Raw genomic sequence first — 21,675 nt, forward strand, 5'->3', positions numbered from 1 at the left:
TGAAGGAGACGGCGTCGCAACTTGGATCAAATGTCTACGTACTGAAAGGCTGCGCAATAAGAACTGGCGAAAATATCGGTTCTGAAATCTTATCCGGCGTCCTTTCGAGATGCCGGGATATCTATGAAGAGGAGATTAGCCAGAGCGATCGAACGGCGATGTGAAGCAGTTCACATCTTGGAAATGAATCTTCGACGGCGGGAATTCTGCCATCCGGAATGATGGCGATCTGGAGGGGGCGAAGGGGACACGCGGTTGCTGCGATGCAAAATGGATCGGCGACGAAACGCAGGCCGGTCGGCTTGCGCCGGTCGCGGCCTTGCTCCTATATCCGCGGGACGCAACCCCGGTCCCCGCATGTGGCGGGTTCATCCCGCGGATCGCGCGTGCCAGGATGCCGGCCGCGTGCTGCCGCCCCCTCCAGATGCTTCCACGTGAAGAGGTTTTCCGATGGTCAATCGCCTGCAATTCTACATCGACGGCGCCTGGGTCGATCCGGTCGTCAAGAAGTCCACCCAGGTCATCAATCCGGCGACCGAGGAGGCGATGTACGAGGTTGCGCTGGGCTCCAAGGCCGATGTCGACAAGGCCGTCGCCGCCGCCAAGCGCGCCTTCGAGACCTTCTCACAGACCTCGCGCGAGGAGCGCGTCGCGCTGCTCGAGAAGATCATCACGATCTACAAGGGCCGCATGAAGGAGATCGGCGCCGCCGTCTCCGACGAGATGGGCGCGCCGCTGCCGATGGCGGAGAAGCTGCAGGCCGGCGCCGGCCTCGGCCATCTGATGTCGACGCTCGACGTGCTGAAGAAGTACGAGTTCGAGGAGACGCTGCCTGCGTCCGTGGTCGTGCGCGAGCCGGTCGGCGTGGTCGGCATGATCACGCCCTGGAACTGGCCGCTGAACCAGATCGCCTGCAAGGTCGCGCCGGCGCTGGCCGCGGGCTGCACCATGATCCTGAAGCCGTCGGAATTCACTCCGACCTCGGCGCTGATCTTCGCCGAGATCCTGCATGAAGCCGGCGTGCCGAAGGGCGTGTTCAACCTGATCAACGGCCTCGGGCCGGAGGTCGGCGCTGCGATGAGCGAGCATCCGGACATCGACATGATCTCGTTCACCGGATCGACCCGCGCCGGCATCGACGTCGCCAAGCGCGCGGCGCCGACCGTGAAGCGCGTCAGCCAGGAACTCGGCGGCAAGTCGCCGAACGTGATCCTGGAGGGCTCCGACTTGGTGAAGGCGGTGACCGGCGGCGTCATGCACATGTTCAACAACTCCGGCCAGTCCTGCAACGCGCCGTCGCGCATGATCGTGCCGGCCGCGCGCATGAAGGAAGTCGCTGCCATCGCGAAGGGCGTCGCCGACAAGACCAAGGCGGGTGACCCGCGCGGCGAGGGCACCACGATCGGCCCGGTCGTCAATCGCGGCCAGTGGGACAAGATCCAGGCCCTCATCAATAAGGGTATCGAGGAGGGCGCGACCCTCGTCGCCGGCGGCCCGGGCCTGCCGGAGGGCGTCAACAAGGGCTTCTATGTGCGGCCGACCATCTTCGCCGACGTCAAGCCTGAGATGACGATCTCGCGCGAGGAAATCTTTGGACCAGTGCTCGTGATCATCGGCGCCAAGGACGAGAACGAGGCGGTGCGTATCGCCAACGACACGCCCTATGGTCTTGCCGGCTACGTCACGGCCCCGACGATCGAGAAGGCCCGCGAGGTCGGCCGCAAGATCCGCGCCGGCAACGTCAACCTGCAGGGTGTCCCGAACGACCGCACCGCGCCGTTCGGTGGCTACAAGCAGTCCGGCAACGGCCGCGAATGGGGCCGGTTCGGTCTCGAGGAGTATCTCGAGGTCAAGGCCATCGCGGGCTACAACGCGGCTTGATTGGTCTCCGTCATTGCGAGCGCAGCGAAGCAATCCAGGGGCCGGGAAGGAAGTCTGGATTGCTTCGTCGCTTCGCTCCTCGCAATGACGGCCAATTATCCCCCCAGCGCGCCCTGCGTGTTGACGTAGAGCGCGTAGATCGACTGGCTGGCGGCCATGAACAGCCGGTTGCGCTTGAGGCCGCCAAAGCAGAGGTTGGCGCAGCGCTCGGGCAAGGCGATGCGGCCGATCGGGGCGCCGTCGGGCGCGAACACCATGACGCCATCGAGTTCGGGCGAGCCCATCCCCCAGCCGCACCAGAGATTGCCGTCGACGTCGCAGCGCATGCCGTCCGGCGTGCCCGGACCGGCATCGATGTGGACGCGCTTGTTGGCGAGCTTGCTGCCATCGGCGGAGACGTCATAGGCGAGGATCTTGCGGTTCGGTACGCCGCGGGATTCGACGATGTAGAGGATGGATTCATCGGGCGAGAAGCACAGCCCGTTCGGTCCCAGCACGCCCTCGGCGACGATGGTCGCCCGGCCCGTGGCCGCGTCGATCCGGTACACGTTGGCGTCGATCTCGGACTCGGCCTTGTAGCCCTCGTAATTGCCGAGCAGGCCGAAGGTCGGATCTGTGAACCAGATCGAGTCGTCCGATTTGACGACGACGTCGTTTGGCGAGTTCAGCCGCTTGCCGTCGAAGGAGTCGATCAGCACGGTGATGGAGCCGTCATACTCGGTCCGCGTGACGCGGCGGCCACCGTGCTCGCAGGTGACGAGACGGCCCTGGCGATCCCGGGTGTTGCCATTGGCGAAATTGGAGGGCTTGCGAAACACCGAGACCGCGCCGCTTTCCTCCTCCCATTTGAGGATGCGCTGGTTGGGGATATCGCTGCACAACAGATAGCGCCCGTCGCCGAACCACACTGGCCCCTCCGCCCAGCGCAGGCCGGTCGCCAGCCGCTCCACGGCCGAGAGCTTGAGCCAGTATTTCTCGAAGCGCGGATCCAGCGCCTGGATCGCCGGATCGGGATAGAAGGTGGCAGGGCGCCAGCCCTGCGCGTGAGCGTTTCCGTCGGACATTTGGCCGGTCCTGTTATTGCGCGGTTGCGATCTCTGCTATCATTGGCTCGCCACAACCGCAAACCTGCGGACCCAACACGAGGGATGAAATGCCACGTATCTTGATGACCGGTGCGAGCGGTGGAATCGGCACTTCCTTGCGGAAGCTGCTGCCGCCGATCTATCCGGACCTTCTGCTCAGCGACCTGAAACCGCCTGCCGATCTTTCCAGCCAGGAGACCTTCAAGGCGGCCAATCTTGCCGACCTCGCTCAGGTCGAGGCGCTGTGCGAAGGCGTCGACGGCATCATCCATTTCGGCGGCTATTCGGTCGAGGGACCGTGGAACGACATCCTGCAGGCCAACATCATCGGCGGCTACAACCTGTTCGAGGCGGCCCGCCGCAAGGGCGTCAAGCGCGTGGTGTTCGCGTCGTCGAACCATGCGGTCGGCTTCTACCCGCGGCACCGCAAGATCGACAATGAGGTGCAGCCGCGCCCCGACGGCCGCTACGGCGTCAGCAAGGTGTTCGGTGAGGCGGTCGGCTCGCTCTATGCCGACAAGCATGGGCTGAAGGTGACCTGCATCCGCATCGGCAATTTCGGCGACAAGCCGCTCGACAAGCGCCGGCTGTCGATCTGGCTCAAGCCGGAAGATCTGGTGCAACTTTGCCGCATCGGCCTTGAGCATCCCGACATCCATTTTGAAGTGCTCTATGGCGCATCGCTGAACGAGCGCGCCTGGTGGGACAACCAGCGTGCCTATGACCTCGGCTATCGCCCGACCGGCCGCGCGGAGGATTTCCGTGAGCACGCCTTGGCCGAGCAGGCCAAGCTGCCCGCCGATCCGATCGGCGACTATTTCCAGGGCGGCGCGTTCTGCACCACTGAGTTCGACGGCGACACCAGCCGGATCATCGACTGGGGTTGATCCGACCTCGTCATTCCGGGGCGCGTCCGCAGGACGCGAACCCGGAATCTCGATGTGAGAGCGCAAGACAATGTCTGGATTCCGGGTTCGCGCTTCGCGCGCCCCGGAATGACGTTGAGAATGAAAGAAGAGAAGACCATGACCGATGGATTGCGCAAGGGACTGACCGCTTACGGCGATGCCGGCTTCTCGCTGTTCCTGCGCAAGGCCTTCATCAAGGCGGCCGGCTATTCGGACGACGCGCTCGATCGCCCGATCGTCGGCATCACCAACACCTACAGCGACTACAATCCGTGCCACGGCAACGTGCCGCAGATCCTGGAGGCGGTGAAGCGCGGCGTCATGCTGTCGGGCGCGATGCCGTTCGTGTTTCCGACCATCTCGATCGCCGAGAGTTTTGCGCATCCGACCTCGATGTATCTGCGCAATCTGATGGCGATGGAAACCGAGGAGATGATCCGCGCGCAGCCGATGGATGCGGTGGTGGTTATCGGCGGCTGCGACAAGACCCTGCCCGCGCAGATCATGGCTGCGGTGTCGGCCGATCTGCCGACGGTGGTCATTCCGGTCGGGCCGATGGTGGTCGGGCATCACAAGGGCGAGGTGCTCGGCGCCTGCACCGACTGCCGACGTCTCTGGGCGAAGTATCGCGCCGGTGAGATGGACGGCAGCGAGATCGACGCAGTCAACGGCCGGCTCGCTCCTTCGGTCGGCACCTGCATGGTGATGGGCACGGCCTCGACAATGGCCTGCATCACCGAGGCGCTCGGACTGTCCTTGCCGATGAGCGCGACCATCCCGGCGCCGCATGCCGAGCGCTTCCGCTCGGCCGAGGCCAGCGGCCGGGTCGCGGCCGAGATGGCCAAGGTGAAGGGACCGAAGCCGAGCGAACTGCTGACCCCTGCGGCGTTCCGGAATGCGCAGGTGGTGCTGCAGGCGATCGGCGGCTCGACCAACGGGCTCGTGCATCTCACCGCCATCGCCGGCCGGACGCCGCATAAAATCGACCTCGATGCATTCGACAGCATCGGTCGCGAGGTGCCGGTGCTGGTCGATCTCAAGCCGTCCGGCGATCACTACATGGAGCATTTCCATCACGCCGGTGGCGTGCCAAAGCTGATGAAGCAGCTCGGCGATCTCATCGATCTCGATTGCCGCTCGATCACCGGCCAATCGCTGCGCGACATCGTGGCCGCCGCCGAGGACGTGCCGGGGCAGGACGTGATCCGCGCGCGCGACGACGCGATCAAGCCGGAAGGCGGCCTTGCCGTGCTGCGCGGCAATCTGGCGCCGCGCGGCGCGGTCATCAAGCATTCGGCGGCAAGCCCCAAGCTGCTGCAGCACACCGGGCGCGCCGTCGTGTTCGAGTCGATCGAGGACATGACCTTGCGGGTCGATGCTCCCGATCTCGACGTCTCGGCCGACGACGTCCTGGTGCTGCGCAACGCCGGGCCGAAAGGCGCACCCGGCATGCCGGAGGCGGGGTACCTGCCGATCCCGAAGAAGCTCGCGCGCGGCGGCACGAAGGACATGGTGCGCATCTCCGATGCGCGCATGAGCGGCACCGCCTTCGGCACCATCGTGCTGCATATCACCCCGGAGTCCGCGGTTGGAGGCCCGCTGGCGCTGGTGCGGAGCGGCGACATGATCCGGCTCGATGTTCCCAAGCGCAGCATCGACCTGCTGGTCGACGACGCCGAGTTGGACCGGCGTCGCGCTGCGCTGAAGCAAGCCGCAACGCCCGAATGGGCGGAGCGCGGCTATGCGCATCTCTTCCATGAAACGATCCTGCAGGCCGACGACGGCTGCGATTTCGATTTCATGCGCCGGAAAGGGAAGGGGTGAGCGCAGTCCTACTTTCCCTTGCTGGTGAACCGCTTCACGGCGGCGCGGAATTCATCCGTGTGCATGCAGTTGATGATGGCATCGCGCTCGGCGGCGAGCTGGTCTTCGACCGAGCTGGTTGGCGCGCGATGGATCAGCGCCTTGGTCGCCGCGATCCCCGCCGGCACATTCTGCGCCAACCGCTGCGCCAGCGCGTCGGTGGCTGCCGCGAGCTCGGGGGCGGGGACGACTTTCGCGACCAAGCCCCATTCACGGGCCTGCGCGGCCGTGAAGCTGTCCTCCGCCAGGAAGATCTGCAGCGCCCGCCTGATGCCCACAGTGGCGACCACGCCAACTGTACCGCCGCCGTCGGGCGACACGCCGAGCTTGGCATAGGCCGGCGTGAAGCGCGCGTCCTCGGCGGCAATGCAGAGGTCGGCGGCGAAGGCGAGCGACATCCCCGCGCCGGCGGCGGAGCCGTGCACGCTCGCCAGCACGATCTTGGGCATGCGCCGCAGGCTCGCGATGAAGGCATGGTAGTGATGCAGCAGTTCGCTGACGACAGGCGTGATGGCGTCGGCCTCAGCGGCAGCGCCGATCGTCTGCAGGTCGCCGCCGGCGCTGAAGGCGCGGCCTTCGCCTTTCAGGATCAGCACGCGGATGGTGTCGTCGGCCTCGACCTGGGCCGCAAGCAGCTCCAAGCGCTTCGCAATCGCAAGGTTGATGGCGTTGAACGCTGCCGGGCGGTCGAGCGTGATGGTCGCGATCGGACCTTCGATGCTCAGGCGGGCAGGTTCCGCTACGGCGTCCGACATTCATACCTCCCGGGGCGTGGCTTTTGTTGCCGCATTTAAACCGTACGGCGGGACCGGTGACAATGCCGGACAAGTCTGCCAAAACCCGGTTCCGTCGGCGTGGACAATGACTGAATGGGGCAGGGTGCAGTGACGAAGGGACCGGTGGTGATCGTGGGTGCGGGGCATGCGGGATTCCAGCTCGCGACCTCGCTGCGTCAGGCAGGCTTTGCCGATCCGATTCATCTGATCAACGACGAGTCGCATCTGCCGTATCAGCGCCCGCCGCTGTCGAAGGCGTATCTGAAGGGCACCGGCGGTCCCGAGACCCTGATGTTCCGACCGCAGAAGTTCTACGCCGACCAGACCATCGATCTCGTCTACGATCGTGCCGTCGCTGTTCAGCGCGATCAGCGCCGGGTGCTGCTCGCCTCCGGTAGGACGCTCGACTATGGGCACCTCGTGTTCGCGACCGGTGCGCGCAACCGGCTGCTCGACATTCCCAACGCCAATCTCCCGGCGGTGCGCTATCTGCGCATTCTCGACGACAGCGAAGCGCTGCGAGGCTTGCTCGCCGATGCCAAGCGGGCCGTCGTCATTGGCGCCGGCTTCATCGGTCTTGAATTCGCAGCGACTGCGCGGATCAAGGGCCTCGAGGTCGACGTGCTCGAGCTCGGCGCGCGGGTGATGGCGCGGGCAGTGACCGCCGAGATCTCGGACTACTTCCAGAAGCAGCATGCGGAAGCCGGCGTGCGCATCCATCTCGGCGTGCAGGCCACCAGCATCGAGGCCGACGGCAACAAGGTCACCGGCGTCAGCCTCAGCGATGGTCGGCACATCCCCGCTGACCTCGTCGTGGTCGGCGTCGGCGTGCTGCCGAATGTCGAGCTCGCCGCCGAGGCTGGATTGCAGGTCGCCTCCGGCATCGTCGTCGACGAATATCTGCTCACCAGCGATCCGCACATCTCGGCCATCGGCGACTGCGCCCTGTTCGTCAGCCAGCGCTTCGGCGGGACGCTGCGGCTGGAGTCGGTGCAGAACGCCACCGATCACGCCCGCTGCGTCGCGGCGCGGCTGACGGGCGACGTCAAGCCCTATGACGGACAGCCGTGGTTCTGGAGCGACCAGGGCAATGACAAGCTCCAGATCGCGGGGCTCACCACCGGCTATGACCAGGTCGTTCTGCGCGGTGACCCGGCGCAAAAGGCATTCTCCGCGTTCTGTTACAAGGAGGGCCGGCTGGTCGGCATCGAGTCGGTCAACCGCGCCGGCGACCATATGTTCGGCCGCAAGTTGCTGGCTGCGGGCGGCACCTTGGATGCAGCCAAGGCCGCTGATCCCAGCTTCGACCTGAAGAGCGCTCTGGCCTAGAGCCACGCGCGAACCTCCTCCTCGGTCGGCATCGACGGGCCGGCGCCCATGCGCTGCACCGAGATCGACGCGGCGACGTTGGCATAGCCGATCGCATCCGCAATCGCCGCGCCCTGCGACAGCCGCGCGGCGAGCGCACCGACGAAGCAGTCGCCGGCGCCGGTAGTGTCGACGGCCTTCACCGCGCGGCCTTCGACCAGCCGGGCCTCGGCACCAGAAACCGCGACCGCGCCACGCGCGCCGAGCGTGACGCAGACCGTCTGGTCGTCGCGAGGCTTGAGCGCGCGAACCGCCTCATTCACCTGCTGCGGCGTCGGCGCGTCGCCGAGCTCGATGCCGGCCAGGAAACCGAGCTCGGTTTCGTTGAGCACGAGGACATCAACCAGCGCAAACAGCGTGCTGTCGAAGGCGCTCGCGGGGGCGGGGTTGAGGATCGTGGTGGCGCCGGCCGCTTTGGCACGCTGGAAGAACGCGGCAATCGTCGCTTGCGGGATCTCGAACTGGCTGACGGCCACGTCTCCCGAGGCGAGAGACACCCGCGCCACATCGTCGGCGCTGACCTCGGCGTTGGCGCCTGATATCACCACGATCGTGTTGTCGGCCTTGGCCAGCGTGATGATCGCGGTGCCGGTCGACGCGCTGGCGCTGTCCTTCACGGCGGTGAGATCGATGCCCTGAGCCGTGAGAAATGCGCGCAACTGCTCCCCGAAGGCGTCGCGGCCGAGCCGGCCGATCAGCGCCGTCGGCACGCCGAGCTTGGCCGCGGCGACGGCCTGGTTCGCGCCCTTGCCGCCCGGAAAGTACATCACCGACCGGCCGGCGACGGTCTCGCCGATGCGCGGATGGCGCTCGGCCGCAGCCACCACATCCATGTTGATGCTGCCGGCGACGACGACCCGCCCCATCCGCCTGCTCCCCACAACCGCTAGACGCGAGCCTCGAATTCCTGCCGAACCAGCTCGATATCGGCGAGCGTCGGCAGGCCGGCCTCGTTGCCGAGCTTCTGGATCTTGAACGTCGAGGCCGCGCGGGCGAACTCGAAATGCTCCTTCCAGCCCTTCGCAGGATTGGCGAGGTACGAATACACATAGGCGCCGTGGAAGACGTCGCCGGCGCCGTTGGTGTCGATCACGCGCTCGCGCGGGATCGGATAGGCGGGCAGCGTATGCACGGCGCCGACCTCGTCATACCAGAGCAGGCCCTTTTCGCCCTGGGTGACGCCGCCGATGCGGCAGCCGCGGCTCTTCAGGTAGTCGAGCATCTTCTCCGGCGTGAGGTCCATCTGCTCGCACAGCCGCTCGGCCACGATCGCGACGTCGATATATTCCAGGAGCTCATGGGTGTTGGTGCGCAGGCCGCCGCCGTCCAGCGAGGTCAGGATGCCGGCCTCGCGGCACAGCTTGGCATAATGCAACGCCGCGTCGGGCTGGTGGCCGTCGACATGCAGCGCCTTGCAATTGCCGAGATTGAGCAGCGGGAACGGGTGGATATGCGCATCGTCGCGGCAGCGCACGATGGCGCGCTTGCCGTCCTTCGGCATGATGAAGGACAGCGAGGAGGCATTGACCTTCCGGGGATGGACGGAGATGCCGTATTTCGCGGTCATGTCCTGGAACATCCGCCCGAGCCAGTCATTCGCGACGGTGGCGATCAGGTCGGGCACGATGCCGAGCTTGGCGCAGCAAAATGCCGCAGTCACCGCATTGCCGCCGAACGAGACGGCATAGTCGGATGCCACGTGCTTCTCGTCCCCCGTCGGCATGTGGTCGGTGATGAACGTCACGTCGATGTAGGTCTGTCCGATGAAGAGGGCCTGCATTGCCATTTCTGTCTCACTAAGGGGTGATCGCGGCCCCGGCGCCGCAGATTAGCAAGCGGTCAAAGCGGATCAACGCTGAAATTCTTCGTCAAATCGTCACCTTGGTGGTTGAGATCGGCCGTCTGCTACCGGTGGCCCCCTGCCGCCGGCGCTCGGGTCGCGCTATGGTTGCCGGCCTGCAGAAGCGCAGATTCGGGAGTGGAATATGACTGTCTATGCGGGTCCGGTCTTCGAGATGGCCACCAATCAGTTCAACGTGATCGCCGACCACCTTGGCATCCCAGCCGACGAGCGGGACCGGCTGCTCTTGCCGAAGCGGGCGATCACCGTCTCGTGTCCGATCCACAAGGATGACGGCACGATCGCGGTCTATGAAGGCTACCGGGTCCAGCATCTGCTGACGATGGGGCCGACCAAGGGCGGCACGCGGTTCGCTCCGACGGTCGACATTGGCGAGGTCGCCGCGCTCGCGATCTGGATGAGCTGGAAGTGCGCGCTGGTCGGGTTGCCCTATGGCGGCGCCAAGGGCGGCATCAACGTCGATCTCTCCAAGCTGTCGAAGCGCGAGCTCGAATCGCTGTCGCGCCGCTACATGCAGGAGATGATCCCGTTCGTCGGCCCGCATACCGACGTGATGGCGCCCGACATGGGCACCAACGAGCAGGTGATGGCGTGGTTCATGGACACGTATTCCATGTACCAAGGGCAGACGGTGATGGAGATCGTGACCGGCAAGCCGGTGTTCTCCGGCGGCACGTTGGGGCGCCGCGAGGCGACCGGCCGCGGCGTCGCCCATGTGTCGCGGCGGGTGATGGATGAGCTGGGCATCGACCCGACCAAGTCCACCGCGGTCGTGCAGGGCTTTGGCAATGTCGGCTCCTTTGCCGCGCTCGGCTTCCACCAGATGGGGATGAAGGTGATTGCGGTCAGCGATCACACCGGCGCCCTCCATGATCCGCGCGGTCTCGACATCCCGGCCTTGATGGCGCACGCCGCCAGGCACGGCAGCATCGCCGGCTTTTCCACCGAGCTCGCCTTCGATCCGCGGGAGATCCTGACCCTGGCCTGCGACATCCTCGTGCCGGCCGCGGTCGAGCGGGTGATCGACGCCAAGGTGGCGGCGAACCTGAAATGCCGCGTCATTGCGGAAGCCGCCAACGGCCCGACCACGCCGGACGCCGATCTGGTGCTCGACCAGCGCCGCAACGAGATCTTCCTCATTCCCGACATTCTCTGCAATTCCGGTGGCGTCATCGTCAGCTATTTCGAATGGGTGCAGGACCTGCAGCAGCTGTTCTGGGAGGAAGAGGAGGTGATGCGCAGGGAGTACCAGATCCTTGACCGTGCCTTCGAGCGCATGCTGACGCGCGGCAAGGCCGACGGCATCTCCCACCGGACCGCGGCGATGGCGATCGGCGTGGAGAAGGTGCGCGCCGCCAAGAACTCGCGAGGGCTGTTTCCGTGATCACCGGCCTCGACCACGTCGTCGTCCTGCTGCAGGACATCCAGGCCGGCAGCGCCGCGTTCGAGACGCTGCTGGCGCGCAAGCCGTCCTGGCAGAATTCGGGCGAGGGCGCCGATCGCGTCCTGTTCACGCTCGACAATATGAGCCTGGAGCTGATGGCGCCGGCGGGCCAGGGCGTGGCCGCCGACCGCATCCGCAACGTCATCAAGATCTGGGGCGAGGGGCTCGCCAGTATCTGCTTTGCCACCGGGGATATCGGCAAGATGCATCGGCGGCTCGAGCGGGTCGCGCTGAAGCCGGATCCGATTGCCGAGGTTGACAACACCGATCGCATCTCGGGCCAGACGCTGCATTGGAAGCGCACCCGCGCCATGACCGATCTCACGCGTGGCGTGCGCATGTTCTTCCTTGAGCTCGCCGAGCCGCGCCCGCCGTCCGTCAAGACCGCCGATACGGCCGTGCTCGGCCTCGACCATATCGTGATCTCGACCGAGGATCCCGAACGCGCCGCCGCGCTCTACGGCGCGCGGCTCGGCCTCGACATGGCGCTCGACCGCAGCCATCAGGAATGGGGCCAGTTGATGTTCTTCCGCTGCGGCGACCTGATCGTCGAAGTGGTGAAGCGGCCGGTCGCCGGCAACGACAAGGCCAATGACAAGCTGTGGGGCCTGAGCTGGCGCGTCGCCGACATCGAGGCGACGCGCGCGCGGCTGCTCGCCGCCGGCCTGCAGGTCTCCGAGCCGCGCGCCGGTCGAAAGCCGGGCACACGGGTGATGAGCCTCTACAGCGGCACCTGCGGCATCCATACGCTGATCCTGGAGAAGACGCCGCGCGCGGCGCAGTGAGGTCGAAGCGGAGCCGACGGCGTCATGGGCCAGCCGCCCGTGATATAGGTCGGAACGGCATTCGGAGTCTTTGCCACGCCGATGATCTCTCCTTCCGAACCGGCTCCAGCCACTGTGTCCCGTCCACGCCGCATCTTCATGCTCGGCGCGACGGGAACGATCGGCCGTGCCACCGTACGCGGGCTCGTCGCGCGCGGGCACGAGGTGGTCTGCTTGGTGCGTCCGCGCCATGACGCCGTGAAGATCGCGGGCGCCACCGTCAGGACGGGGGATGTCACCGATCCCGCCTCCCTCGCACGTGACGGCTTTGGCGGTGAGCGGTTCGACGCCGTGGTGTCCTGCATGGCCTCGCGGACCGGCGTGCCCAGGGATGCCCAGGCGATCGATTGCGAAGCCCATGTGAACGTGCTGGATGCCGCGCGGAGTGCCGGTGTGAGTCACTTCGTCCTGCTGTCCGCCATCTGCGTGCAGAAGCCGCTGCTGGCGTTTCAGAGGGCCAAGCTGGCGTTCGAAGCGCATCTGATGGAGCAGGGGCTGACCTACTCGATCGTCCGCCCGACCGCGTTCTTCAAGTCGCTGTCGGGGCAGGTCGCGCGGGTTAAGCAGGGCCGGCCCTATCTGGTGTTCGGCGACGGCCGGTTGACGGCGTGCAAGCCGATCAGCGACGGGGACCTCGGCGACTATCTGGCCGGATGTCTCGATGACGAGCGCCGCTGGAACCGGGTGCTGCCGATCGGCGGCCCAGGCCCCGCCATCACGCCGATCGAACAGGGCGAGCATCTGTTCGCGCTGCTCGGACGCAAGCCGCACTTCCGGCACGTCCCGGTGGCGCTGCTCGATGTCATCATCGGCGGGCTCGATGTCGCCAAGCGGATCGTGCCGTCGCTGGCCGACAAGGCGGAGCTCGCCCGCATCGGCCGCTACTACGCGACCGAATCCATGCTGGTGCTCGATCCCGCCACCGGCCGCTACGACGCCGACGCCACGCCGTCGACGGGATCGGAGACGCTGTTCGACTACTACGCCAGGCTGATCCGCGGCGAGGCGACCGCCGAGCGCGGCGATCACGCTGTGTTTTAACCTCGATCTCTCCGCGTCATTGCGAGGAGCGCAAGCGACGAAGCAATCCAGAGTCGCGGGCGCGGCCCTGGATTGCTTCCGCCGTCGCCCTTCGGGCTTTGGCGGACAGGTCGCTTCGCTCGCAATGACGGAGAGATGAGACATGCGGTCTTCTTCTCGCGGCGCGTTTCGCGTCCGAGCTTTACCGTTCGTCCTGCCCTCTTCGAGAAGAGGGCACGGGGAATGCCGGGCGCTGGCCGCACCCATGGCCCGCCTGCGGAAAAAATGCAGGCGGCAGGAACCACAGGTTCAGCCGAGAACACCCGGCATTCCCCGCGCGATGGTTTGACGGCTGCTTCGCGTTCTCCCCGGTGCTCCGGGCTTTCTGGCCACCGTATCGCGACAATGCGCTTGCGCGCATTTGCGCGGGACACCAGCGTCGGGGTGTCAGGACCACGCGACTTGACCGTGCGCATCGATGCCGTTCGTCCGGGTGGAAACCCACGCCGCAGCACCGACACGCCCACCGCATCCCGCCTCGACGTTCGTGACGACCGCGAAGCGTCCCTCGTGTGAGACGGGACGGCGACATACAATCATGATTTCCGGAAAAAAGAAAGAGGAATATTTTTGTGCGATGTGCTGAACAGGGAGATCTGATTGAGGCGCCTTGCGAACTGAGTTTTTCAGCGCAGGCCGTTTGGGCGACGATTGACGAGTGATCAGCAGGCTGGTCCGGGTCATCGCGCATTCGTGCCGGCCATTTGCGCGGGAGCGATTTGCCCGTCGGGTCGGGCAGGCGGACATCTTCGCTCAAGGAACGCAAAGCTGCGCGCATTCCAGAACTCTTGCCGATTCGGTGCGATCCATTAGGTAACACACTAGTCCGGACGAGACGTTGGTAGCGTCTTTATACCGCTATCAGCGGTCTGCCGCCTTGTGCATTCAATGCAAGCCTGAGATTGCGCTTAGTCAGCATCGGTCGTCCATTTTTCGAAAAACCCTTGTTGACCACGTCTGTGTAGGGAGCAGCGTGAATAATGTCCTCGCCCTCGCTAAACAGAACGAACGAGATATAGGGCTCGCCGTTTTCGTGGATCATCAGGCGATGCATGTTCTGCCAGCCTTCCCGCTGCAAATTCCCCGTGAGCGCCCGCCGAACGCCGTTCGTCAGAATATCCACGAATTCAAGACCATGTGATGTTTGTGCAGAAAAAGTAATATCCTTGAGCAACAGCTTCAGCGAGGTTCCTGCGCTACCCTTTTCATCTTCATAACTGAATTTCTCATAGAACGAGTAATCGGCATTAAAGGATTCGGGCAGCATCCATGCCGGGCGTCGCTTTGACATGCTCGAAAGCGCGCCTTGCGCGTAGTGCGCCCACCATTCCTCCCATCTGGTGACCTTGGCCGGTTCTTTCCCGTCCACGATCCACGAAAAAGAGCCAAGCTCATACGGCTTTCGTTGCGCGAAGAATGTCGTTGCGCGGCTGATAACTCGGTGCAGCACATTGAATGTTGTGAGCGCTTGCAGAAACAGATTCAGCGGGGCTTGCAGGATGTATTCGCTGGCTGCTTGGACTTCCGGGCGAACATCTTCTCTGAAATTGGCTACCTTCGCCAGCATTTGCTCGCCGAGCTTCTGCTTATAATTGCGGACCGCATCTTCTTGATGCAGGCCGAGATCAAGCGCCGTTATCTCAAACAGTGCCTCGTTGCGCATGAGGAGCGTGACGACTTTGTCTGCTTGTCTTTCGTTGAGGAGCTTTCCCTTCACCTCCCCGTTTTCTTTCGGCAACCCGTCCCGGAACTTCGCATACTTCTTTTCAATATTACTCAGCAACACGTCTGGGATCACCAGCGCCCCAACGAGGCTGACAGAATTGGCTTGAAATCCGCTAAATGTCCCGCTCTCATCGATGAAGATGCGCACGTTGTCGCCCTCCAAGTTTAAAGCCAGTGCGGTATCGGTTCAATCAGTTGCTATCACACTTCAGCCCTCAACAACACACGGCACACTCGCAAACCCGCGAAACCGCACCCGGCCGCCGCGCACTGGCTCGCCCTCGAGCTGATAGTTCGGAAACCGCGCCAAGAACCGCCCAATTGCCACGGCGCCCTCCAGCCTTGCCAGCGCCATCCCTGCGCATTGATGGGCGCCGGTGCCGAAGGCGAGGTGGCGGTTGGCGAGGCGGGTGATGTCGAAGCGTTCGGGATCGTCGAACTGGGCGGGATCGCGGTTGGCAGCGCCGATGCACAGCGTGACCGATGTTCCGGGCGCCAACGCGATGCCGCCAAGCTCGACGGCTTCCGTCGTCATCCGATTGCCGAGCTGGTTGGAGCTCTCGTAGCGCAGGATCTCTTCGACCGCGGTGCGGATCAGGTTGGGGGCCTCGATCAGCCTCCTGCGCTCGGCCGGATGCTGGCCCAGCAGCACGAGGCCGTTGCCGATCAGATTGGTGGTGGTCTCGTGGCCGGCATTGAGGAGGAAGATGCAGTTGTGCAAGAGCTCCGTCTCGCTCAGCCGCTCGCCGTCGGCCTCGCCCTGGATCAGCCGGGTCAGCACGTCGCGTTCGGGATTGCCGGGAGCCGCGCGCCGCCGCGCGACCAGGTCTTTGAGATAAGTCAGCATGTCGCCGACCGCCTGGTTGCCACGGGCGAATTGCTCGGCCGACAGCACCGGCTCGAGCGCGCCGAGGATGGCGAGCGACCAGTCGCGCAAGGGGGCGCGCTCCTCGTGCGGCACGCCGAGCAGGTTGCCGATCACTTCGATCGGAATTGCCGCGGCGAAATCCTCGATCAGCTCGAAGCGGTCCTTGGCGGCGATCCAGTCCAGCAGTCCGTCGACCAGCGCGATCAGCGCCGGCTCCATCTCGGCGATCGCGCGCGGCGACAGCGCGCCCATGATCAGGCGGCGCACCCGGGTGTGCGCCGGAGGATCGTTGAAGACGAGGCTCGTCGTGTGATGCTCGTACAGCAGCGAGTTGCCGTATTTGGGCGCGAACTCGCGCTTCTTGTCCGACGAAAACGTCCTGGTTGCCTTGTAGGCGGTGATCAGATCGTCGTAGCGGGTGAGGAAATAGGAGCCGTTGCGCATGCGCTTGACCGGGGCGTGCCGGCGCAGCGCGCGATAGGTCGGGTAGGGATCGGCGTAGAACTCCGGCGTCAGGCTCTCGAGATCGAACTGGCTGGCGAGCGCTGCGTCGTCGGTCATGTCTGGTCCTCCCGGCCGATTCTTGTTTTTGTCCCGGCGACCGTCGCACGGCGAGCGGCGGAAGAAAATGTGCCCGCCGCGGTGGTCTCCGCGCGGCCTTGCGTCCACCGATGGAGCGGTGCCCCAGATCCGCCGCTTTGAGAGGTATAAAATTGCCTTTGGCGCCGGTGAAATCCCGCCTGCAATTTCAGGGACTTGGCCGCCGACCCTGCTGCGCCGCGGCATCTTTCTTGACACAGATCAAGTGAGTATTTACTCACGGCCGATGTCCACTTTGCGCATGACAAGCGATCTCCGCAGGCAGCTGATCCTCGGTGCAGCCAAGCGCTGCTTCGCGCGTCATGGCTATGCCGGCACCACGACCAAGAGCGTGGCCGCCGCGGCGGCGATCTCGGAAGCGCTGCTGTTCAAACATTTCCCCTCCAAGGCGGCGCTCTATGCGGAGATCCTCACCGAGGAGTGCGAGACCGATCCGGATTTCGAGGTGCTGCTCAGCCAGGAACCTTCGACCGCGACGCTGGTCATGCTGATGGCCGGGATGGTCCGGCATTTCCTCGGCATTGCCGACGGCCCCAATGAGGAAGAAGAGCAGCGGCTGCGGCTGATGGCGTCGAGCCATCTCGACGATGGCGAGTTCGCAAGGCTGCTGTATACGAAGATCGATGATCTGATCGGCGCCAAGTTCGTTAACTCTCTGGACAGCGCCGTTGCCTCCGGTGACGCCGTGCGATTGGCGGCCGCGCCGCGCGATCTGTTCTGGTTCGCGCATCACACGGTCTTGATGGCGGCATTGACGCGGCTTCCATCCATTCCCTGTGTGCCGTATGGAACTGCGGCGAGCCTGGAGCGCCAGCTCAGCGAATTCATCCTGCGCGGCATCGGACTGACCGACGCCGCCATTGCGTGCTACCTCGATCACGAATTGTCGCAACCTCCGGCCCGGCCGGCGACGGCAGAAAGTGCATGACATGAACATTGCGACGGAACCCAAGCTCTCAGGAAAGCCGGTCCACGGCAAGCCGCGCAAGCGCACCCGCCCGGTGCTGTGGTTCATCGTGGTTGGCGGCCTGCTCGTGGCGCTGGTCGGCGGTCTCGTATGGTTCAACATGTTCCGCGACAAGATGATCGCGCAGTTCTTCGCCAACATGAAGCCGCCGCCGCTCAACGTCAGCGTCGCGACGGCGAGTTCGGAGACGGTGCCGAACCTGTTGACCGCAGTCGGCGATCTCGCCGCCGTGCATCAGGTCAACGTGACCTCGGACGTCAGCGGCCGCATCACCGACATCATGTTCACGCCGGGCTCCACGGTGAAGCAGGGCGCGCCGCTGGTGCAGCTCTATGACGCGCCGGATCAGGGCGATCTCGCCAACTACAAGGCCCAGGTGACTGTGGCGCAATTGTCGCTTGATCGCGCCAAGCAGCTGGCGTCGCGCCAGTTCGGGCCGCAGGCGACCGTCGACCAGGCCCAGGCCGCCTACGACCAGGCCCAGGCCGGCATCGCCAAGACCGAGGCGCTGATCGCGCAGAAGCTGGTGCGCGCGCCGTTCGACGGCGATCTCGGCGTCCGCAAGGTCGAGGTTGGCCAGTATCTCAGCGCCGGCACGCAGATCGTGTCGCTGACCGATCTGTCGGAGCTGTGGGTGAACTTCACCGTGACGGAGAAGGACAGCGGCCAGCTCAAGGTCGGCCAGACCGTCCGCATCGGCGTCGATGCCTATCCGGGCCGGACCTTCGAAGGCAAGATCACCACGATTGAGCCGCAGATCGCGACCGACACGCGCAACATCCGCGTGCAGGCGACGATCGCCAATCCGGAGCGCATCCTGAAGCCGGGCATGTTCGCCACCGCCACCGTGGTGCTGCCGGACAAGCCGCCGGTGCTGACGGTGCCGGAGACCGCGGTCGACTACACGCTGTATGGCGACTCGGTGTTCGTCATCAACGAGAAGAAGACCGACGACGGCAAGACCGCGCTGACGGCCGACCGCATCTATGTGCAGACCGGCGACCGCATCAACGGCCGCGCGGTGATCCTCAAGGGCCTCAAGGAAGGCGATCGCGTCGTCGCCGTCGGCCAGCTCAAGATCCAGTCCGGCGCCGCGGTCGCGATCTCCACCGATCCGCTGCCGCCGGTCCCGGCGAAGCCGCCGCGCTACTGAGCGACCTCTGATCCAATGGCGGGCCGCCCTGAGGCGGCCCGCCCGGACCTCATCTGACTTCTGCTGACGGGATTGCCGCGATGCGTTTCACCGATATCTTCATCAAGCGCCCGGTGCTGTCGGTCGTGGTCAGCCTGCTCATTCTGCTGCTCGGCCTGCGCGCCGCCTTCGTGCTGCCGATCCGGCAATATCCGAAGCTGTCCAACACCGTCGTCAACGTGACGACCGTCTATCCCGGCGCCTCCGCCGATCTGATGCAGGGCTTCATCACCACGCCCTTGGAGCAGGCGGTCGCATCCGCCGAGGGCGTCGACTACATCACCTCGTCCTCGGTGCAGGGCACCAGCACGATCCAGGTGTTCATCAAGCTCAATTTCGATCCGAACCAGGCGCTCACCGAGGTGCTCGCCAAGGTGAACTCGGTCCGCTACCTCATTCCGAAGGAATCCAACGATCCCATCGTCACCAAGACGACGGGACAGACGACCTCGGTGATGTATCTCGGCTTCTCCAGCGAGGAGCTGTCGGGCTCGGCGATATCAGACTATCTGACGCGCGTGGTGCAGCCGGTGCTGTCGACCGTCGATGGTGTCGCCGCGGCGAACATCCTGGGCGGCCAGACCTTTGCGATGCGGATCTGGCTCAATCCGGAGAAGATGGCCGGCCGCAACGTGTCGCCGACCGATGTGGCGGCGGCCATCGCCGCCAACAACTTCCAGTCCGCGGCCGGCCAGGCCAAGGGCTATTTCATCGTCTCCAACGTCACGACCAACACCGGCCTGACCGACGTCAACCAGTTCAAGCGGATGATCGTCAAGGCCAAGGACGGCGGCTTCGTCCGCATGGAGGACATCGCCACCGTCGAGCTCGCCGCGCAGAGCACCGACGCCAGCGTCGCCTTCAACGGCGAGCGCGCGATCTTCATCGGCGTCGACGCGACGCCGCAGGGCAACCCGCTCAACATCGTCAAGGGCGTGCGCGCGCTGTTCCCGGACCTCGAGCGCAATTTGCCGCCGTCGATGAAGATGAAGGTGGCCTACGATTCCACCAAGTTCATCCAGTCGTCGATCGACGAGGTCGAGCACACGCTCGGCGAGGCCGTGCTGATCGTCATCGTCGTGATCTTCCTGTTCCTGGCGTCGCTGCGCTCGGTCATCATTCCCGTCGTAACCATCCCGCTGTCCTTGATCGGCGTCTGCACGATGATGCTGGCGTTCGGCTTTTCCATCAACCTGCTGACCCTGCTCGCCATGGTGCTGGCGATCGGCCTCGTCGTCGACGACGCCATCGTGGTGGTGGAGAACATCCATCGCCATCTGGAGGAGGGCAAAGCGCCCGTGCAGGCCGCATTGCAGGGCGCCCGCGAGATCGTCGGTCCCGTCGTCTCGATGACGATCACGCTGGCTGCGGTGTATGCCCCGATCGGCTTCCTCGGCGGTCTCACCGGCTCGCTGTTCCGCGAATTCGCGTTCACGCTCGCCGGCTCGGTCATCGTCTCCGGCGTCATCGCGCTGACCCTGTCGCCGATGATGTGCTCGGTGCTGCTGCGCAGCGCCGAGGAGGGCCGCTTCGCGCGGCTCGTCAACCGGGTGTTCGGCGCGATGACGCGCTGGTACGGCCGGCAGCTCGACCGCTCGCTCGACTACCGGCCGGTGACGGCGCTGTTCGCGCTGACGATCCTCGGCCTCGTCGGCTTCCTCTACATGCACACCTCGAAGGAGCTGGCGCCGGAGGAAGATCAGGGCATCGTGTTCTCGATCACCAAGGCACCGAAATACGCCAACATCGACTACATCAACTTCTACACCGACAAGGTCGACAAGGCGTTCCAGAAGTTCCCCGAGACCGACCTTCGCTTCGTTCTGAACGGCATCCTCGGCCCGCAGGGCGGCTTTGCCGGCATGCTGCTCAAGCCCTGGGACGAGCGCACGCGCTCCTCGATCAAGCTGAAGCCGCTGGTGCAGGCGGAGCTGTCCAAGATCGAGGGCATCAACGCCTTCGCCTTCAACCTGCCGGCGCTGCCGGGCGGCCCCGGCGGCCTGCCGGTGCAGATGGTGATCAGCTCGACCAGCGGCTTCCAGGCGGTCTATGAGCAGATGGCCAAGCTGAAGGACGCCGCCCGCAAGAGCGGCATGTTCATCGTCTCCGACAGCGACCTCGAGTTCAATCAGCCGGTGGTCAAGGTCTGGATCAATCGCAGCAAGGCGAGCGATCTCGGCATCACCATGCAGTCGATCGGCAACACGCTGGCCGTACTGCTCGGCGGCAACTACATCAACCGCTTCAACCTCGAGGGCCGCTCCTATCAGGTGATTCCGCAGGTGCCGCGTGACAAGCGGATCTCGCCGGAATCGCTGTCCGGCTACTATGTCGCGACCTCGGCCGGCCAGCAGGTGCCGCTGTCGACCGTCGTCAACATCGAGACCGCGACCGACCCGAACTCGCTGACGCATTTCAACCAGCTCAACTCGGCGACCTTCTCCGCCGTGCCGATGCCGGGCGTCACCGTCGGGCAGGCGGTCGACTTCCTGGAGAAGCAGGCCAAGAACCTGCCGTCCGGCTTCAGCCACGACTATCTCGCCGACGCCCGTCAATACGTCCAGGAGGGCAATCAGCTCGCCATCACCTTCGGCTTCGCGCTGGTCATCATCTTCCTGGTGCTGGCGGCGCAGTTCGAGAGCCTGCGCGATCCGCTGGTGATCATGATCAGCGTGCCCATGGCGATCGTCGGCGCGCTGATCCCGCTGTTCTTCGGGCTGGCGACCATGAACATCTACACCCAGGTCGGCCTGCTGACGCTGGTCGGCCTGATCACCAAGCACGGCATCCTGATGGTGGAGTTCGCCAACGAGCTGCAGCTCAACGAGGGGATGGACCGCCGCACCGCCATCGAGACGTCCGCGCGCATCCGCCTGCGGCCGATCCTGATGACCACGGCGGCGATGGTCACCGGCCTGATCCCGCTCTTGACCGCGACCGGCGCCGGCGCCGCCAGCCGCTTCTCGATCGGCCTCGTCGTCGTCGCCGGCATGTCGATCGGCACCTTGTTCACACTGTTCGTGCTGCCGGCCGTCTACACCGTCATCGCCACCAACCACCAGGCCGCCGCCAAGTCGCTGCGCGCCCGGCAGATCGCCCAGTTCGACGCCGAGACCGACCACGCGCTGAAGGCGACGTGAGCGGGCAGTTTCTTTGGGGGGCTGAAGATCAACGGCGGCTGCTCCTGGCAGTCGCCGTTTTTGTCGGGCCGTCTCTTTCTCCCCTTACTGTCG

The 21,675-nt window shown here is 65.0% G+C and carries 17 protein-coding genes; 10 read left to right on the forward strand and 7 right to left on the reverse strand.

Features of this window, described 5'->3' with window-relative positions:
- Positions 1–450: 450 nt before the first annotated feature.
- Positions 451–1,881 carry an aldehyde dehydrogenase family protein gene (locus tag QX073_RS00400; RefSeq protein ID WP_315754729.1) on the forward strand — a complete coding sequence of 477 codons (1,431 nt, stop codon included), beginning with the start codon at positions 451–453 and terminating at the stop codon, positions 1,879–1,881.
- A 95-nt stretch (positions 1,882–1,976) separates the two neighbouring features.
- Here the strand turns inward: QX073_RS00400 and QX073_RS00405 are convergent, their stop codons facing one another.
- Positions 1,977–2,945 (reverse strand): SMP-30/gluconolactonase/LRE family protein, encoded by a 969-nt coding sequence (locus QX073_RS00405; protein ID WP_315715742.1) that lies wholly within the window; start codon positions 2,943–2,945, stop codon positions 1,977–1,979.
- A gap of 89 nt (positions 2,946–3,034) precedes the next feature.
- On the opposite strand from QX073_RS00405, the gene QX073_RS00410 reads away from it, so the two are divergent.
- On the forward strand, positions 3,035–3,853 hold the full coding sequence (locus tag QX073_RS00410) for an NAD(P)-dependent oxidoreductase (RefSeq protein ID WP_315826402.1): 819 nt from the start codon (positions 3,035–3,037) through the stop codon (positions 3,851–3,853).
- Positions 3,854–3,991: 138 nt separating this feature from the next.
- The gene (locus tag QX073_RS00415) at positions 3,992–5,698 is read left to right on the forward strand and encodes an IlvD/Edd family dehydratase (RefSeq protein WP_315826401.1); all 1,707 of its coding nucleotides are present in this window, start codon (positions 3,992–3,994) and stop codon (positions 5,696–5,698) included.
- An 8-nt stretch (positions 5,699–5,706) separates the two neighbouring features.
- On the opposite strand, the gene QX073_RS00420 is transcribed toward QX073_RS00415, so the two are convergent.
- Positions 5,707–6,492: an enoyl-CoA hydratase/isomerase family protein gene (locus QX073_RS00420; RefSeq protein WP_315826400.1), complete on the reverse strand. Its 786-nt coding sequence runs from the start codon at positions 6,490–6,492 to the stop codon at positions 5,707–5,709.
- Positions 6,493–6,606: 114 nt separating this feature from the next.
- Between QX073_RS00420 and QX073_RS00425 the strand changes: the two genes are divergently transcribed.
- Positions 6,607–7,842, forward strand: coding sequence for an NAD(P)/FAD-dependent oxidoreductase (locus QX073_RS00425; RefSeq protein ID WP_315826399.1), 1,236 nt, complete (start codon positions 6,607–6,609; stop codon positions 7,840–7,842).
- On the opposite strand, the gene rbsK is transcribed toward QX073_RS00425, so the two are convergent.
- Entirely contained in the window at positions 7,839–8,747 is a 909-nt protein-coding gene (gene rbsK / locus QX073_RS00430) for a ribokinase (RefSeq protein ID WP_316202287.1), read from the reverse strand. The genes QX073_RS00425 and rbsK overlap by 4 nt on opposite strands.
- A 20-nt stretch (positions 8,748–8,767) precedes the next feature.
- The gene (locus QX073_RS00435; protein WP_315715822.1) at positions 8,768–9,661 is read right to left on the reverse strand and encodes a sugar kinase; all 894 of its coding nucleotides are present in this window, start codon (positions 9,659–9,661) and stop codon (positions 8,768–8,770) included.
- Between the two features lie 205 nt (positions 9,662–9,866).
- Between QX073_RS00435 and QX073_RS00440 the strand changes: the two genes are divergently transcribed.
- From QX073_RS00440 to QX073_RS00450, 3 genes are all read left to right on the forward strand, one after another.
- Positions 9,867–11,126, forward strand: coding sequence for a Glu/Leu/Phe/Val dehydrogenase (locus QX073_RS00440; RefSeq protein WP_316225120.1), 1,260 nt, complete (start codon positions 9,867–9,869; stop codon positions 11,124–11,126).
- Positions 11,123–11,971, forward strand: coding sequence for a VOC family protein (locus QX073_RS00445; RefSeq protein ID WP_316225122.1), 849 nt, complete (start codon positions 11,123–11,125; stop codon positions 11,969–11,971). The genes QX073_RS00440 and QX073_RS00445 overlap by 4 nt, the downstream gene beginning before the upstream one ends.
- A gap of 138 nt (positions 11,972–12,109) precedes the next feature.
- Positions 12,110–13,051, forward strand: coding sequence for an NAD(P)H-binding protein (locus QX073_RS00450; RefSeq protein ID WP_316225577.1), 942 nt, complete (start codon positions 12,110–12,112; stop codon positions 13,049–13,051).
- Between the two features lie 426 nt (positions 13,052–13,477).
- Here the strand turns inward: QX073_RS00450 and QX073_RS00455 are convergent, their stop codons facing one another.
- From QX073_RS00455 to QX073_RS00465, 3 genes are all read right to left on the reverse strand, one after another.
- A complete protein-coding gene (locus QX073_RS00455) occupies positions 13,478–13,774 on the reverse strand; it encodes a hypothetical protein (protein ID WP_316225124.1) in 297 nt (98 codons plus the stop codon).
- A gap of 166 nt (positions 13,775–13,940) precedes the next feature.
- The gene (locus QX073_RS00460) at positions 13,941–14,963 is read right to left on the reverse strand and encodes a hypothetical protein (RefSeq protein ID WP_316225126.1); all 1,023 of its coding nucleotides are present in this window, start codon (positions 14,961–14,963) and stop codon (positions 13,941–13,943) included.
- Between the two features lie 60 nt (positions 14,964–15,023).
- Positions 15,024–16,244, reverse strand: coding sequence for a cytochrome P450 (locus QX073_RS00465; RefSeq protein ID WP_316225128.1), 1,221 nt, complete (start codon positions 16,242–16,244; stop codon positions 15,024–15,026).
- 280 nt (positions 16,245–16,524) lie between these two features.
- Here QX073_RS00465 and QX073_RS00470 point away from each other — a divergent pair, with 280 nt between their 5' ends.
- The 3 genes from QX073_RS00470 to QX073_RS00480 all read left to right on the forward strand — a co-directional run bounded on the left by QX073_RS00470 (position 16,525) and on the right by QX073_RS00480 (position 21,582).
- Complete coding sequence (locus QX073_RS00470) at positions 16,525–17,211, forward strand: helix-turn-helix domain-containing protein (RefSeq protein WP_315715751.1); 687 nt, start codon at positions 16,525–16,527, stop codon at positions 17,209–17,211.
- A 1-nt stretch (position 17,212) separates the two neighbouring features.
- Positions 17,213–18,403, forward strand: coding sequence for an efflux RND transporter periplasmic adaptor subunit (locus QX073_RS00475; protein ID WP_315754709.1), 1,191 nt, complete (start codon positions 17,213–17,215; stop codon positions 18,401–18,403).
- Between the two features lie 80 nt (positions 18,404–18,483).
- Positions 18,484–21,582, forward strand: a complete 3,099-nt coding sequence (locus QX073_RS00480) for a MexW/MexI family multidrug efflux RND transporter permease subunit (protein WP_315715753.1) — start codon at positions 18,484–18,486, stop codon at positions 21,580–21,582.
- Positions 21,583–21,675 lie beyond the last annotated feature (93 nt).

The organism is Bradyrhizobium sp. SZCCHNS3052 (assembly GCF_032484495.1).
In the GTDB taxonomy this organism is placed as follows: Bacteria; Pseudomonadota; Alphaproteobacteria; order Rhizobiales; family Xanthobacteraceae; genus Bradyrhizobium.